General features: G+C 72.2%; 8 protein-coding genes and 1 pseudogene. 1 reads left to right on the forward strand and 8 read right to left on the reverse strand.

Annotation, left to right across the window (positions count from 1 at the left end; translation table 11 throughout):
- Nucleotides 1-75 precede the first annotated feature (75 nt).
- The 3 genes and pseudogenes from ABD329_RS28740 to ABD329_RS28750 all read right to left on the reverse strand — a co-directional run.
- Nucleotides 76-774 (reverse strand): GNAT family N-acetyltransferase, encoded by a 699-nt coding sequence (locus ABD329_RS28740; RefSeq protein WP_198279507.1) that lies wholly within the window; start codon nucleotides 772-774, stop codon nucleotides 76-78.
- A gap of 76 nt (nucleotides 775-850) precedes the next feature.
- Nucleotides 851-2,944 (reverse strand): IucA/IucC family protein, encoded by a 2,094-nt coding sequence (locus ABD329_RS28745; RefSeq protein ID WP_425574393.1) that lies wholly within the window; start codon nucleotides 2,942-2,944, stop codon nucleotides 851-853.
- Between the two features lie 630 nt (nucleotides 2,945-3,574).
- Nucleotides 3,575-3,916, reverse strand: a pseudogene (locus tag ABD329_RS28750) (aminotransferase class III-fold pyridoxal phosphate-dependent enzyme); the annotation flags it as partial.
- Nucleotides 3,917-4,176: 260 nt separating this feature from the next.
- Here ABD329_RS28750 and ABD329_RS28755 point away from each other — a divergent pair.
- Nucleotides 4,177-5,352 (forward strand): trypsin-like serine peptidase, encoded by a 1,176-nt coding sequence (locus tag ABD329_RS28755; RefSeq protein WP_198280781.1) that lies wholly within the window; start codon nucleotides 4,177-4,179, stop codon nucleotides 5,350-5,352.
- A gap of 128 nt (nucleotides 5,353-5,480) precedes the next feature.
- Here the strand turns inward: ABD329_RS28755 and hflX are convergent, their stop codons facing one another.
- The 5 genes from hflX to ABD329_RS28780 form a co-directional block, all read right to left on the reverse strand.
- Nucleotides 5,481-6,983, reverse strand: coding sequence for a GTPase HflX (hflX, locus tag ABD329_RS28760; RefSeq protein WP_138917189.1), 1,503 nt, complete (start codon nucleotides 6,981-6,983; stop codon nucleotides 5,481-5,483).
- Nucleotides 6,984-7,105: 122 nt separating this feature from the next.
- Nucleotides 7,106-8,686, reverse strand: coding sequence for a M1 family metallopeptidase (locus ABD329_RS28765; protein WP_246618995.1), 1,581 nt, complete (start codon nucleotides 8,684-8,686; stop codon nucleotides 7,106-7,108).
- A gap of 119 nt (nucleotides 8,687-8,805) precedes the next feature.
- On the reverse strand, nucleotides 8,806-11,052 hold the full coding sequence (locus ABD329_RS28770; RefSeq protein WP_344317127.1) for a RelA/SpoT family protein: 2,247 nt from the start codon (nucleotides 11,050-11,052) through the stop codon (nucleotides 8,806-8,808).
- Between the two features lie 137 nt (nucleotides 11,053-11,189).
- Nucleotides 11,190-12,122: a diaminopimelate epimerase gene (gene dapF, locus ABD329_RS28775; protein WP_198281349.1), complete on the reverse strand. Its 933-nt coding sequence runs from the start codon at nucleotides 12,120-12,122 to the stop codon at nucleotides 11,190-11,192.
- A gap of 227 nt (nucleotides 12,123-12,349) precedes the next feature.
- Nucleotides 12,350-12,847, reverse strand: coding sequence for a hypothetical protein (locus ABD329_RS28780; protein ID WP_198281353.1), 498 nt, complete (start codon nucleotides 12,845-12,847; stop codon nucleotides 12,350-12,352).
- Between the last annotated feature and the right edge of the window lie 68 nt (nucleotides 12,848-12,915).

Consider the following 12,915-nt stretch of genomic DNA (forward strand, 5'->3'; position numbering starts at 1 on the left):
CGAGCGGTGTATCAACAGTGGAATCTCGCATCGAGGCAGATGGATCAGCGGGGGGGCACGGATGGTTGCGGATGCTCACAGGACGTGTCGCAGGGCACGGTCGCGCAGCATCAGCGCGGCGCGTTTGCCCGGGAGTTCGACTTCCGCGGAGAAGCGGAAGCCGGCGCCGAGGAAGGCGGCCACGGAGGGGGTGTTGCGGAGATCCGGTTCGGCCACGACCCGGGTGCAGGACGGACGGTGCTCGAGGACGAGGTCGGCGGCCGCGCGGAGCAGGATGGTCCCCAGGCCACGGCCGCGATCGCTGACCCGGCCGATGAGCAGGTGGATACCCGTGTCGTGCGGACGGGCCGGGTAGTACCGCGCGAGCGGGTCCAGATCGGCGCGGTACACCTCCCAGTAGCTCATCGGGACACCGTCCAGGACGCCCAGACAGGGCACGCTGCGCCCATCGCCGTCGAGTTGGTCCCCTAGGTGGCTCGCTGTGGCCTCCTCAGGGCCGTCGAGCTCCCAGAAGGCGGCCACGGACGGGTCGTTCATCCATTGGGCGATGAGCCGCAGATCGCGCCCGATACGGACCGGGACGAGCTGGAAGGTGCCCAACGGGGTGTTGGTGGGCCCCCATTCGACGATGTGGTCGAGGAGGTCCGGCCGGTCGTCGGCCTCCGGTCGTGCGGAGTCCAGGTCGATGAGTCGTGCGGTGTCCTCTTCCTGGCGCAGCCGCATGTCGATGGTGTCGTCGGTGCTGGAGCTCGTACTGGAGTCGGTGTGCGGCACGGCGATGCTCTCCTCTCAGGGCTCTGGGCACGTCGGGAGGGACGTGGGGTGAGGGGCGTGATCGCGGGTCGCGGAGTCAAGCCATGGGGGTGACAGCGGTGGAGCCGGAAGGCGAGACGGACATGGAAAGGGGGTTGGGGATGGTCACGTAGACGGACTGGGTGTCCACCGGTCCCACGAGCTCGTCCAAACCGCGCAGCCGCGTGAGCAGGTTGGCCTTGCAGCGCAGGGTGGGTGTCTCCAGGAGCCGCGTGGGAAGCGGCGAGCGGGTTCTACCGGGGCCGGACGCGGCCTCGGCGAGGAAGCGGCGGAACGCGGCCAGCAGGACGCGTTCGTCGACGAGCCGCTGGGATCCGAAGGCGCCGATCAGTCCGAGGACGTTGTTGACACCCAGGTAGTAGGCGAACCGCTCATCGGTGACCTCGTCGGAGACGAAGGTGTCGCTGCGGCCGCCGATACCGGGCAGCCGGCGCTGGAGTTCGGCGTGCCGGGACGCGCGGAAGTAGTAGCCCTGGTTGTCCCGGTAGCGGCCGCCGGCCGGCCAGCCGTCGGGGTCCAGCAGCACCAGAGTGTTCTGCTGGTGCGCCTCGAGCGCGATCCCGGCCTCTCCGTCCAGCCAGAGCAGGGGGCGTACGACCGTGTGCAGATAGCGCAGGAACCACTCCGTGCCGACGGCCGCGGTGGAGCGGCCGGTTCGAGCGGCGAGCCGGGCGAGTAGGTGGGCGAGCCGGGAGCGCATCACCGGCTGCCCGGGCCAGGGGCGCGGCGCGAGGAGTCCGGCGACGCAGACGGCGTCGTCGCCGGGGCCGAACGGGTTGTGCCGGATGACGACGTCGAGGCCGGTCAGGGGTTCGCCATCCGGTCCGTCGACGGCGAGCCAGGCCGGGTCCCGGACGATGTCGAAGCCCGGGAAGCCGGGGAAGGCCCCTCGCCACTGCTCGGCCAGTCCGCTGCGGAGCAGCCGGTGCACCTCGACACCGCGGCGGAGTTCCTTACGGAGATTCTCACGACGGGAGTTGGTGATCCGCAGACCGAGGGAGAGCTTCAGCATGGCGGGAGCGCCGGGCCGGTAGACGGTGCGGACCGAGGAAGTGGGGTGCCAGGGCCCACCGGACGGTCCTAGGTCGTGCAGCACGCCGGCATCGAAGAGCGCGGCGACCTCCGGACGGTGCCGGATCTCGCGAGCCTGCCAGGGATGCAGGGGCAGCGGCACGGTCCCTGGGGGAAGTTGGAGGCCGCTGCCCGCCAGGGAGAGGGCGAGCCGCTCGGCGGGTACCGTCCGGCCGCGCTCCGTCCAGGCCGACTCGCAGGCCAGTGCGGACCGGGCGACCGCGATCCAGTGCAGAGGGAAGGAGCCACGCGTTTCCGGTGAGCAGACGGTGGATTCGGAGTCGGAGAGGCCCTCGCGGCTCTTCGGCGTGGGATGCAGGGGGTGACCGAAGAGGAGGGACTGTTCGGCGCTGAGGAACGGGGTGCTCGTGCTCGGATCGGCGGGTGTGGCCCGGCGGAGAGTGAGGAAGAGGGCGGTGCGTCGTACGGAGTCCGCGACACGGCCGACGAGTTCGGTGGCGTCCGCGTCGGGGTCGTCCCGTCGTGCGCTGTACGTCGCCTCGCGGGTGAGCAGGGCCGCGAGGGTGACGGCACCCACAGCGGGCGCGTCATGGGGGCCGTGCTCCAGTAGCGGCGGGCCGAAGCGGTGGCAGCCGGTGGGTGACCAATAGCGCACCGGGACGAGCAGGACGGTTCCGCTGGCGGCGAGGGGAATGCGCAGAGTGTCCCCGTCGGTGCGCACGAGGCCGCTCTCGCGCACCCAACAGCGCAGCAGGTTCTCGACGGCAGCGGCGTCGGCCGCGATCTGCGGGTCGGGGTCGTCGAGCGGATCCGCGCAGAGCTCGTAGCGGCCGGCCTCGCGGGCGCGGTTGTCCGGCGACGCTGCACGACTGTCGTGGTTCTGCCGGGGCACGGCCGTCGCGGCGAGGGGCGGCCCCTGGGCGGGCAGTCGCGGCGCGGGTGGATCGTCCGCCGGGGGCTCCAGGGCGGAGGGTGGCTCCGGGACAGGTGGCTGGGGTGCTCCCGTTCCCGCTCCCGCCACGCTGGCGGGCGGCGCCGTGGCGGGTGATGCCGTGGCGGGTGATGCCGTGGCGGGCGGCGCCGCCGGGGACGGTGGCAACGGTGCCGGGGGCGGTGACGCCGCCGTTGGGGGCGATGGCGGTACTGGGGGCGCCGCGTGGTCGCCGGCGGCCGCTGTGGCGCTGGACGGTGCCCTGACCGTCTGGACCGCCGTGGGTGGGGCGGGCGGTGGGATGGGAGGTCTTGCCGCCTCGTCCGGGGGAAGCGCTGTGTGGGGCGGGTGCGGGACGGGCCGCGGGCGGCCGGGGCGGGCGGAGTCGTCGGGCTCGGTCAGGGCGCCGGGCGCGGGCTGCGGCTGGGGAGGCAAGGGGGCTCCCCCGGGGGTGTGCGGCATGGTGGGTGTGGCGCGGGCGTCACGGCGTTCACATCCTGGGCCCGGCGCCTGCCTCCTTCGGTGGTGCGATGGCGGTGCGGTCGTACGGTGCGGGACGCGTCACCGGTCGTCTCCGGTGATCGGCGGGGCGAATGGGGCAGCGGGGAGAGGTAGTTCGCGGGAGCGGGCTCCGGCGGTGCGGGTCGCCGCGTCCAGGGCGTCGGTGAGCCGGTCCAGGACGGCCTCTGACTGCTTATCGGTGATGGTGAGCGGAGGGAGAAGGCGGATCACCGCACCGTGATGTCCGCCGAGTTCGACGATGAGCCCGCGCCGCAGGCACTCCTGCTGAACGGCCGCCGCGAGTCCGGGCGGCAGGGTGGCGAACAGCTCGTCCGTGCAGGCGTCCTTGACCGGGGTGGCCAGATCCAGGACCTGCAACGGCGCCTCCGCGTCCAGGACTGCCCGGATCGCGTCCAGCACCACCGGGTGGTTGTGCCCCAGGGCCAGCGCCCCGGCCCCGCGGAGGCAGTCGAGATAGCGGCGGCCGTCGGCCCCTTCGACCGTCATCCCCCGGGCGCGCACCGGAACGATGGGCAGCGCCCGGGCGTAGGCGCGGGCGGCGGACTCACGCAACGCCTGGCGCCGCAGAATGCCCTGGGCGGCGCCGCCGCCGTCGTCGGAGACGGTGGCCAGGGCCATCGGCGGGAGCTGGGTCACGGCCACGCGTCTCGGTCCTCCTGCTGCTGAACACCCTCCGGCTGTCCCCCGTACGTACCAACGACGCGTGGCGCTCTGGATCACGGGCTGGGCGAAGATCCTTGCGGCCGGGAACCAAGGACCCGCTCGCAGCCGTCGTAGGCGGCACCGGCATAGTGGGATACCACCCCATTGCCGGGGCGGTGCATGACAATTCCATACAGGCCGTAGAGCAGCTCAGAACCTCAGGGGGAGTCCCACCCATGCCATCCAAACGCCGACCCGCACTGGCCGTGGCCGCCATAGCCTCGGTTCTGGCGCTCACCGCCACCGCGTGCGACTCCTCGGACGACAACGCCGACGCCAAGCCGACCGCGTCGTCGGAACAGCGGGGTGTGGACGACATCAAGCTGCCCGACAACCTCAACGACAAGTTGAAGAACCTCGGCATCGATCTGGACCAGTGGAAGAACGGTGCCTGGAACAAGTGGGACAAGGACGACTGGCTGCGCGAGGCCGGTGACTTCATCAACCCGATCATCAAGGGCCTGTGGAAGCCGGACCGGATGCGCGAGGCGCAGGAGCCCGACAAGCCGGTGGACGACAGCGACATCGCGGACGACCAGGGTGTGACCGACCCCGATCCGCAGCCCGTCCCGGCCAAGGAGGTCGCCAGCCCGTACAGCTCCAAGGTCCCCTACGCGGGCAAGGTCTTCTTCGACGGTCCCGAGGGCTCGATGGTCTGCTCCGCGACGGTGGTCGAGGACCCGGCGCACCCGGGCAAGTCCAACCTGGTGTGGACGGCGGGCCACTGCGTCCACGCGGGCAAGGGCGGCGGCTGGTACAAGAACCTGATGTTCGTGCCGTCCTACAACGACGCGGGCAAGTCGCAGGCGGAGCTGGAGAACGCCACCAAGGAGGAGCTGGCTCCCAAGGGCGTGTGGTGGGCCGACTGGGCACAGACCTCCTCGCAGTGGATCGACAACGGCGCGGCCGTGGGCGGCAAGGGCGCTCCGTACGACTTCGCGGTGATGCATGTGAAGCCGGAGGCCAGTGGCGGCAAATCGCTCGAGGAGACGGTGGGCGGCGCGCTGCCGGTCGACTTCAACGCCCCGGCGGTGAAGTCCATCGACGAGATCACGGCCACCGGCTACCCGGCCGCCCCGCCGTTCGACGGCCAGAAGATGAACCAGTGCGCGGACAAGCCGGGCCGACTCTCCCTGGACGCCAAGCAGCCGACGATGTACCGCATCGGCTGCACCATGACCGCGGGCTCCTCCGGCGGTGGCTGGGTCGCCAATGGCGCGGACGGCAGGCCGGCGCTGGTGTCCAATACCTCGATCGGCCCGTCCAACGCGACCTGGCTGGCGGGCCCGCATCTGGGCCCCGAGGCCAAGGGCGTCTACAGCGCGGTCAGCAAGAAGTTCGCGAACCAGTGACCGGTTGAGCCGGTAGCCGTCAGGCAGCCGGCCATCCCATGGCGAGGGCCCGCCCCCGGATTTCCGGGGGCGGGCCCTCGTCGTACGGGCGTCGTAGCCGACGCGGTGCGGCCGGTGCGACTGGCTGACTAACGCTGTCCCGCGGCCGTGGCCGGGATGAAGCGCCGCAGCTCCGCCGCGAGCTCCTCGTGCACGCGCGCCTTGAGCAGCGTGCCCTCGGGGGTGTGCTCCTCGGAGAGCACCTCGCCCTCGGCGTGGGTGCGCGCGACGAGCTTGCCGTGGGTGTACGGCAGCAGCACCTCGATCTCGACCTGGGGCCGGGGCAGCTCCTCGTCGATCACCGCGAGCAGCTCGTCGATGCCCAGCCCGCTGCGGGCCGACACCGCCATGGCGCGCCGCTCCATGCGCAGCAGCCGCTGCACGACGAGCGGATCGGCCATGTCCGCCTTGTTGATCACAACGATCTCGGGCACGTCGACCGCGCCCACATCGCGGATCACCTCGCGCACGGCGGCCAGCTGCTCCTCCGGCGTCGGATGCGAGCCGTCCACCACATGGAGGATCAGATCGGCGTCGCCGACCTCCTCCATCGTGGAGCGGAACGCCTCCACCAGGTGGTGCGGCAGATGCCGGACGAATCCGACGGTGTCCGCCAGCGTGTAGAGCCGCCCGCTGGGGGTCTCGGCCCGGCGCACGGTCGGGTCGAGGGTGGCGAACAGCGCGTTCTCCACCAGGACGCCCGCGCCGGTGAGCCGGTTGAGCAGCGAGGACTTGCCCGCGTTGGTGTATCCGGCGATGGCGACCGAGGGGACCTTGTGGCGCCGGCGCTCCTGCCGCTTGATGTCGCGGCCGGTCTTCATCTCGGCGATCTCGCGGCGCATCTTCGCCATCTTCTCGCGAATGCGGCGCCGGTCCGTCTCGATCTTGGTCTCACCGGGACCACGGGTGGCCATGCCGCCGCCCGAGGATCCGGAGCCACCGCCACCCATCTGGCGGGACAGCGACTGACCCCAGCCTCGGAGCCTCGGCAGCATGTACTGCATCTGGGCGAGCGAGACCTGCGCCTTGCCCTCTCGGGACTTGGCGTGCTGGGCGAAGATGTCGAGGATCAGGGCGGTCCGGTCGACCACCTTGACCTTGACGACGTCCTCGAGGTGGATCAGCTGCCCGGGGCTCAGCTCACCGTCGCAGACCACGGTGTCAGCACCGGACTCGACCACGATGTCACGCAGTTCCTCGGCCTTGCCGGAGCCGATGTAGGTGGCGGGATCCGGCTTGTTGCGCCGCTGGATCACACCGTCGAGTACCAGGGCGCCGGCGGTCTCGGCGAGGGCGGCGAGCTCCGCCAGGGAGTTCTCCGCGTCCCGCACCGTGCCGGAGGTCCATACGCCGACCAGCACCACGCGCTCCAGGCGCAGCTGCCGGTACTCGACCTCGGTGACGTCCTCGAGTTCGGTGGACAGCCCCACCACACGCCGCAGCGCGGCACGGTCGGAGCGGTCGTACTGGTCGCCGTCACGCTCCTCGTCGATCTCGTGACTCCAGGCGACGTCCTCTTCCATCAGGGCGTCGGCCCGAAGGCTCTCGGCGAGGCGCTGCCGGTCCTGCGGAAGGGAAGAGGAGTGGGTCAAAGGAATCCTTACGTCGTGGAATACCGTCACTGTCGACAACGCGTGGCGGGCCCGCGGGATTCCCCCGCCGGGGCCGGCCGCGGATGCCGACCCCTTGATGGTCGCACGCGGCGGGCGGGCCGTCACCCGGGTTTCACGGCCCATGGCACCGCGTAACGGACCGCGTGCCGACCCGCCCGCGCGCCGGGCAGCGCGGCGCCCTTCGCGGTCTCCTTCTGCGTCTGCTTCCAGTCGGGGTGTCCTGGCATCGGCGGGGTCTTCCTGCCGTACAGCCACGGATGGAGGAATCCGCCGAGATCGCGCCCCGCCACCGTGGAGGCCAGCCGGACGAAGTCGGCGGTCGAGGCCACTCCGTCGCGGTGGCGGAGCACCCATTGCCGCTCCAGCCGCTCGAAGGCGGCCCGGCCGATCCGCTGCCGCAGCGCGTACAGCACCAGCGCGCTGCCGTCGTAGACCACCGGGCGGAAGATGCCGATCGGCTGGCCGGGGTCGGCGGGCTCGGGGGCCGCGGGCGGCCCTCCCTCGGCCCGCCAGGCGTCGGACTGCCCGTACGCCTTGCGCATCCGCCGCTCCAGGCTCGCCTTACCGCGCTCATCGGCGTACAGCGCCTCGTACCAGGTGGCGTGGCCCTCGTTGAGCCACAGATCGGACCAGCGGCGCGGGCTGACGCTGTCGCCGAACCACTGGTGCGCCAGCTCATGCACCATGATCGACTCGATGTACCACCGGGGCAGCTGACCGCTGGTGAACAGATCGCGCTCGAAGAGGGAGAGCGTCTGCGTCTCCAGCTCGAAGCCGGTGGTGGCGTGGGCGATCAGCACGCCGTAGGTCTCGAAGGGGTAGCGCCCGGCCTTTTTCTCCATCCAGGCCAGCTGCCCGGGGGTGCGCGCGAGCCACTTCTCCAGCCGAGTGCGGTCCGCGGCGGGAACGACGTCGCGCACCGGCAGCCCATGGGGCCCGGTGCGGCGCGGCACCGCGGAGCGGCCGATGGAGATCTGCGCCAGCTCGGTGGCCATGGGGTGGGCGAGGCGGTACGTCCAGGTGGTGCGCGATCCCTTGCGGACGCGCCGTCCGGGCAGTCCGCCCGCGACGACCGTAAGGCTCTTCGGAGCGGTGATCCGGAAGGTGAAGCGGGCCTTGTCGGCGGGGTGGTCGTTGCACGGGAAGACCCGGTGGGCGGCGTTGGCCTGGTTGGCCATGGCCAGCCCGTCGCTGGTGCGGACCCAGCCGCCGTTCGTGCCGCTCCGCGGATCGCTGGTGTGGCGGACGGTTACCCGGAAGGCGGCGCCCTTGTGGAGGGGCGCGGGCGGGGTGATGACCAGGTCCTCACCGGCCGTGGCGAACCGGGCCCGCGCTCCGTCGACCCGCACCGAGTCCACGGCGCCCTGGGCGAAGTCGAGGTTGACGGTGCGCAGCGGGGCGGTCGCGCGGACGTCGATGGTGGTGACGGCGTCGAGCGGCCGGTCCTGACGGCGGTAGGCGAACGCGATGTCGTACGCCGTGACGTCGTACCCGGGGTTCCCGAGCTGCGGGAAGAGGGGGTCACCGATGCCCAGGGGACTCGGGTGCGCGAGGGACACCGGCCCCGCGGCGGAGGAGGGGCCGACCGCGAGGAAGACGGCGGCCATGGCGGCGGCCACCGGCGCGGTCCTGCGGCGCCGGGTGCGCGGCGGCCGGGGGCGGCGCCCCGAGGAAAGCTTCATGCCCTACGGCTACCAGCGCCCTGGCGCCCGCGCAGTCGCTCCCGGCCTTGATCCACCCGAAGGAGTTCAGACGGCCCGACCGTGGTCAGGAGAGGGCCGCCCAAGATCGCGCCCGGCCGTCAGTGCGCCGCTGCCATGCTGCGGCCCTCGCGCGTGACGTCGTAGACTCCGGGGACGTTCCGCATGGCCCGCATCAGTGTCGGCAGCCTGCCCGCGTCGGGCAGCTGGAGCGTGTAGGTGTGCCGGACCCGCTGCTCACGGGGCGGTTCGACGGCGGCCGCCACCACCTCCGCGCCCTCGGCGGCGATGGCCTCGGTGAGATCCGCGAGCAGATGCGGCCTGCTGAACGCCTCCGCGAAGAGGGTCACGCGATAGTCGCCGCCCCCGTCCCCGTCGTCCTCGTCCGCCCAGCGCACCCCGACGGCCGTGCGCCCGGCCGAGGTCATCCGCGCCACGCCGGGGCAGCGCTCGCGGTGCACGGTGACGGCGCCGCCGCGGACCGCGAAGCCGGTGATCGCGTCGGGCGGCACCGGGGTGCAGCAGCGGGCGAGCCGTACGGTCACGCCAGGAAGGTCGACGACGATGCCCGCCTCGGGGCGGCCCGCACCGGTCGACGCGGGGGCGACGGTCTGGCCGCCCTGCGAAGCCTGCGAGCCCGTCGCGACCTGCGCGTCCTGCGTCTCCTGACCGTCCTGGCCGTCCTGCCTGTCCTGGCCGTCCTCGCCGGTGAGCTCGGAGGCGGACTCCGGCTCCTCGGCTGGCTCCCGGGGCTCGTGCTGCGACGCCGGATGGGCGGCCAGCCAGCGGTTGATGGCGATGCGGGCGGCCGGGGTGCGGGCGTGGTCGAGCCACTCCGGCGAGGGGCCGTGGGAGGCGGTGTCCCGGGAGTCGCTCGCCATCAGCAACTGGAGGGTGTCGCCGTCGCGCAGCACCGTGCTCAGGGTCGCGATCCGGCCGTTGACCCGGGCGCCGATACAGGAGTGCGCGTCGTCGCCGTACAGGGCGTACGCGGCGTCCACACAGCTCGCGCCCGCGGGCAGGCCGAGCGTCCCGCCGTCGGAGCGGAAGACGGTGATCTCCCGGTCCTGGGCCAGGTCATCGCGGAGCGAGGTCCAGAAGATGTCGGGGTCGGGGGTGGCACTCTGCCAGTCGAGCAGCCGGGACAGCCAGCCGGGGCGGGTGGGGTCGGCCCGCTCGCCCTCGGGAGCGTCCACACCCTCCGTCGGGGCGTACGGATTGCCGAGGGCGATCACTCCGGCCTCGGCGACCCGGTGCATCTGGTGGGTGCGGATGAGGACTTCGGTGACCTCGCCGTCGCGCCCGGCCACGGCCGTGTGCAGCGACTGGTAGAGGTTGAACTTGGGGACCGCGATGAAGTCCTTGAACTCCGAGATCACCGGGGTGAAGCAGGTGTGCAGTTCGCCGAGGACCGCGTAGCAGTCCGCGTCGTCGGAGACCAGGACGAGAAGGCGGCCGAGATCGGTGCCGGTCAGCTCGCCGCGCTTGAGCCCGACCCGGTGGACGGAGACGAAGTGCCGCGGCCGGACCAGGACTTCGGCGGTGATGCCCGCCTCGTGCAGCACGCCCCGTACGTCCTCGGCGGCCTGGGCCAGCGGGTCGGGGCGGCCGGCGTGGGCCTGGAGGAGCTCGCGGGTCCGCGCGTACTCCTCGGGGTGGAGGATGGCGAAGACCAGGTCCTCGAGCTCGGTCTTGAGCGCCTGCACCCCGAGCCGCTCGGCGAGTGGGATCAGCACATCGCGGGTGACCTTGGCGATGCGCGCCTGTTTCTCGGGGCGCATCACGCCGAGGGTGCGCATGTTGTGCAGCCGGTCGGCGAGTTTGATCGACATCACCCGGACGTCGTTGCCGGTGGCGACGAGCATCTTGCGGAAGGTCTCGGGCTCGGCCGCGGCGCCGTAGTCGACCTTCTCCAGCTTGGTGACGCCGTCGACGAGGAAGCGGACCTCCTCGCCGAATTCCTCCCCCACCTGATCGAGGGTCACCTCGGTGTCCTCGACGGTGTCGTGCAGCAGGGAGGCGGTCAACGTCGTGGTCTCGGCGCCCAGTTCGGCGAGGATCAGCGTGACGGCCAGCGGATGGGTGATGTACGGCTCACCGCTCTTGCGCATCTGGCCGCGGTGGGAGGACTCGGCCAGGACATACGCCTTGCGGAGCACGTCCAGATCGGCTCCGGGGTGGTGGACGCGATGGACCTTGGCCACATGCTCGATCGCGTCCGGCAGCCGGCCGCGGGAGGCGGACCCCAGCAGGGCGGCTCGGCTGAACCTGCGGAGATTGCGCAGGTCGATGCGGGGGAGGCCGCGCCTGCGGCCGAACGGGGCCTGGTCGGTGGCCTCTGCGCTCATGGGCAACCTCCGGCGGCGTCGAGCGTCAACCGGCGTGGGTACTCCCCCGGGGCCGGTGCTTGATGCTATCGAGCCCATCACGCACGGCCGACCGGCTCTCGCCCAGAGTGAAACGGATCACCCATTCGAGGGAAGTGTCAGCCGAGGTCCGTGCCCAGCCAAGAGGAATCGATCTCCCCCTCGGCCACGATCACGGCAGGGCCGGTCATCTCCACCGTACCGTCCGGCCGTTCGCTGATGACAAGCCGCCCTCCGGGAACGTCCACGGTGTACGTGACGGGGTGGCCGGTGACCGCCGGATCGGCCCCGTCACGGCGTGCGGCGGCGACCATCACGGCGCAGGCGCCGGTGCCGCAGGAACGGGTCTCGCCGGAGCCGCGCTCATGCACGCGCATCGCGACATGGCGCGGGCCGCGGTCGACGACGAATTCGACGTTGGTGCCGTGGGGGTACGCGGCGGCGGGGCGCACGGCGGGGGCCGTGAGCAGATCACCGGCCTGGGCGAGGTCGTCGACGAAGGCGACCGCGTGCGGATTGCCCATGTTCACGTTGCGCGCGGGCCAGCTGCGGTCACCGACCGTGACCGTGATCTCCCCGTCGGGGCCGGGCTCGGGCAGCGTGGCCTCGCCCATCACCACGGTGATCGGGCCGTCGGGCCCGGCCGTGGCCTCGCCCGGTCGGGCTGCGTCACCGGCGTCCTTGGCGATATGGGCCCGGCGCACCCCGGCCCGGGTGGCGATGGCGAGATCGCCCGCCTCGACCAGCCCGGCGCGCTGGAGGTACCGGGCGAAGACGCGAACCCCGTTGCCGCACATCTCGGCGATGCTGCCGTCGCTGTTGCGGTAGTCCATGAACCATTCGGCCTGGTCGGCCATGGCCCGCGCCTCGGGGTGTGCCGAGGACCGCACGACGCGGATCAGGCCGTCACCGCCGATACCGGCGCGGCGGTCACAGATCCGGGTGACGGTGGCCGCGGACAGCTCAAGACGGCCGTCCAGGTCGGGGACGATGACGAAGTCGTTCTCGGTGCCGTGCCCCTTCAGGAAGGCCAGCCGTGGTGCGGTGCTCATCCCTCGATCCTACGGGGCTCCGCCCGCACCGGCCCCCGGCGCCCGGCCTGCCCGGGGGAACACTGGCCGGAGGGCCTCAGCAGGTCGGAGGAAGTCCGCTACGGGTTCGGGCAGCGCTCCGAGGGGGCGCGGGGCTGTGTCGATGTGCGGCTCCGCCGCGCGGGCGCGACCAGCCACGACGGCGCCGCGGGCGGCCGACGACGCATCGCGACACCTCCAGCGGAGCCTCAGCGGAGGCGGGCCACCCGCCAGAAGGTGAGGGCGGCCAGCAGCGCCACGATCGCCACATAGAGCATGACGAAGCGCCAGTCCGGGCGGCGTCCGGAGCCTCTGGGGGGCAGGCCCGGCCAGGTGTAGCCCACCCGGCGGGCGGCCATCAGGCCCCAGCCCGCCGCGCAGCAGCTCAGCAGCAGGCCGAGCATGGCCACGACCGCCCCTCCGTCACCGAACTCGAAGGCGAGCGGGAAGGCGAACATCAGCGAGCCGAGGATGGCGAGGGCGACGATCGGCGCGATCTGCCAGATCCGCAGCCGGCGCGGCGGGCGCAGCTCCCGGAACGACTCCCCGGAGACCGAGCCCGCGCCGACCTCTCCCTCGGAGCCGTCATCGAGGAGCGGTGCGCCGGGTTCGTGGAGCCCTCCGGCCTCATCGGGGCCGTCCGGGGTCAGCGGCCGCGCGTCTCCGTGCGGCGATTGCTGCGATGCGTCTCGAGGGCCGGCCTCCATCGCCACACGCCCTCCCAACTCCAGACACCACGGCACGATCGGAGCTTGATGATGGCATGCCCGCCGGT

The organism is Streptomyces javensis (assembly GCF_039525925.1).
Lineage (GTDB): Bacteria > Actinomycetota > Actinomycetes > Streptomycetales > Streptomycetaceae > Streptomyces > Streptomyces asiaticus.

Bases quoted from the DNA above. Each gene is read 5' to 3' on its own strand.
- ABD329_RS28765 (WP_246618995.1), bottom strand. From the start codon at position 8,686: ATGAAGCTTTCCTCGGGGCGCCGCCCCCGGCCGCCGCGCACCCGGCGC.
- ABD329_RS28770 (WP_344317127.1), bottom strand. From the start codon at position 11,052: ATGAGCGCAGAGGCCACCGACCAGGCCCCGTTCGGCCGCAGGCGCGGC.
- ABD329_RS28755 (WP_198280781.1), top strand. From the start codon at position 4,177: ATGCCATCCAAACGCCGACCCGCACTGGCCGTGGCCGCCATAGCCTCG.
- ABD329_RS28780 (WP_198281353.1), bottom strand. From the start codon at position 12,847: ATGGAGGCCGGCCCTCGAGACGCATCGCAGCAATCGCCGCACGGAGAC.
- dapF (WP_198281349.1), bottom strand. From the start codon at position 12,122: ATGAGCACCGCACCACGGCTGGCCTTCCTGAAGGGGCACGGCACCGAG.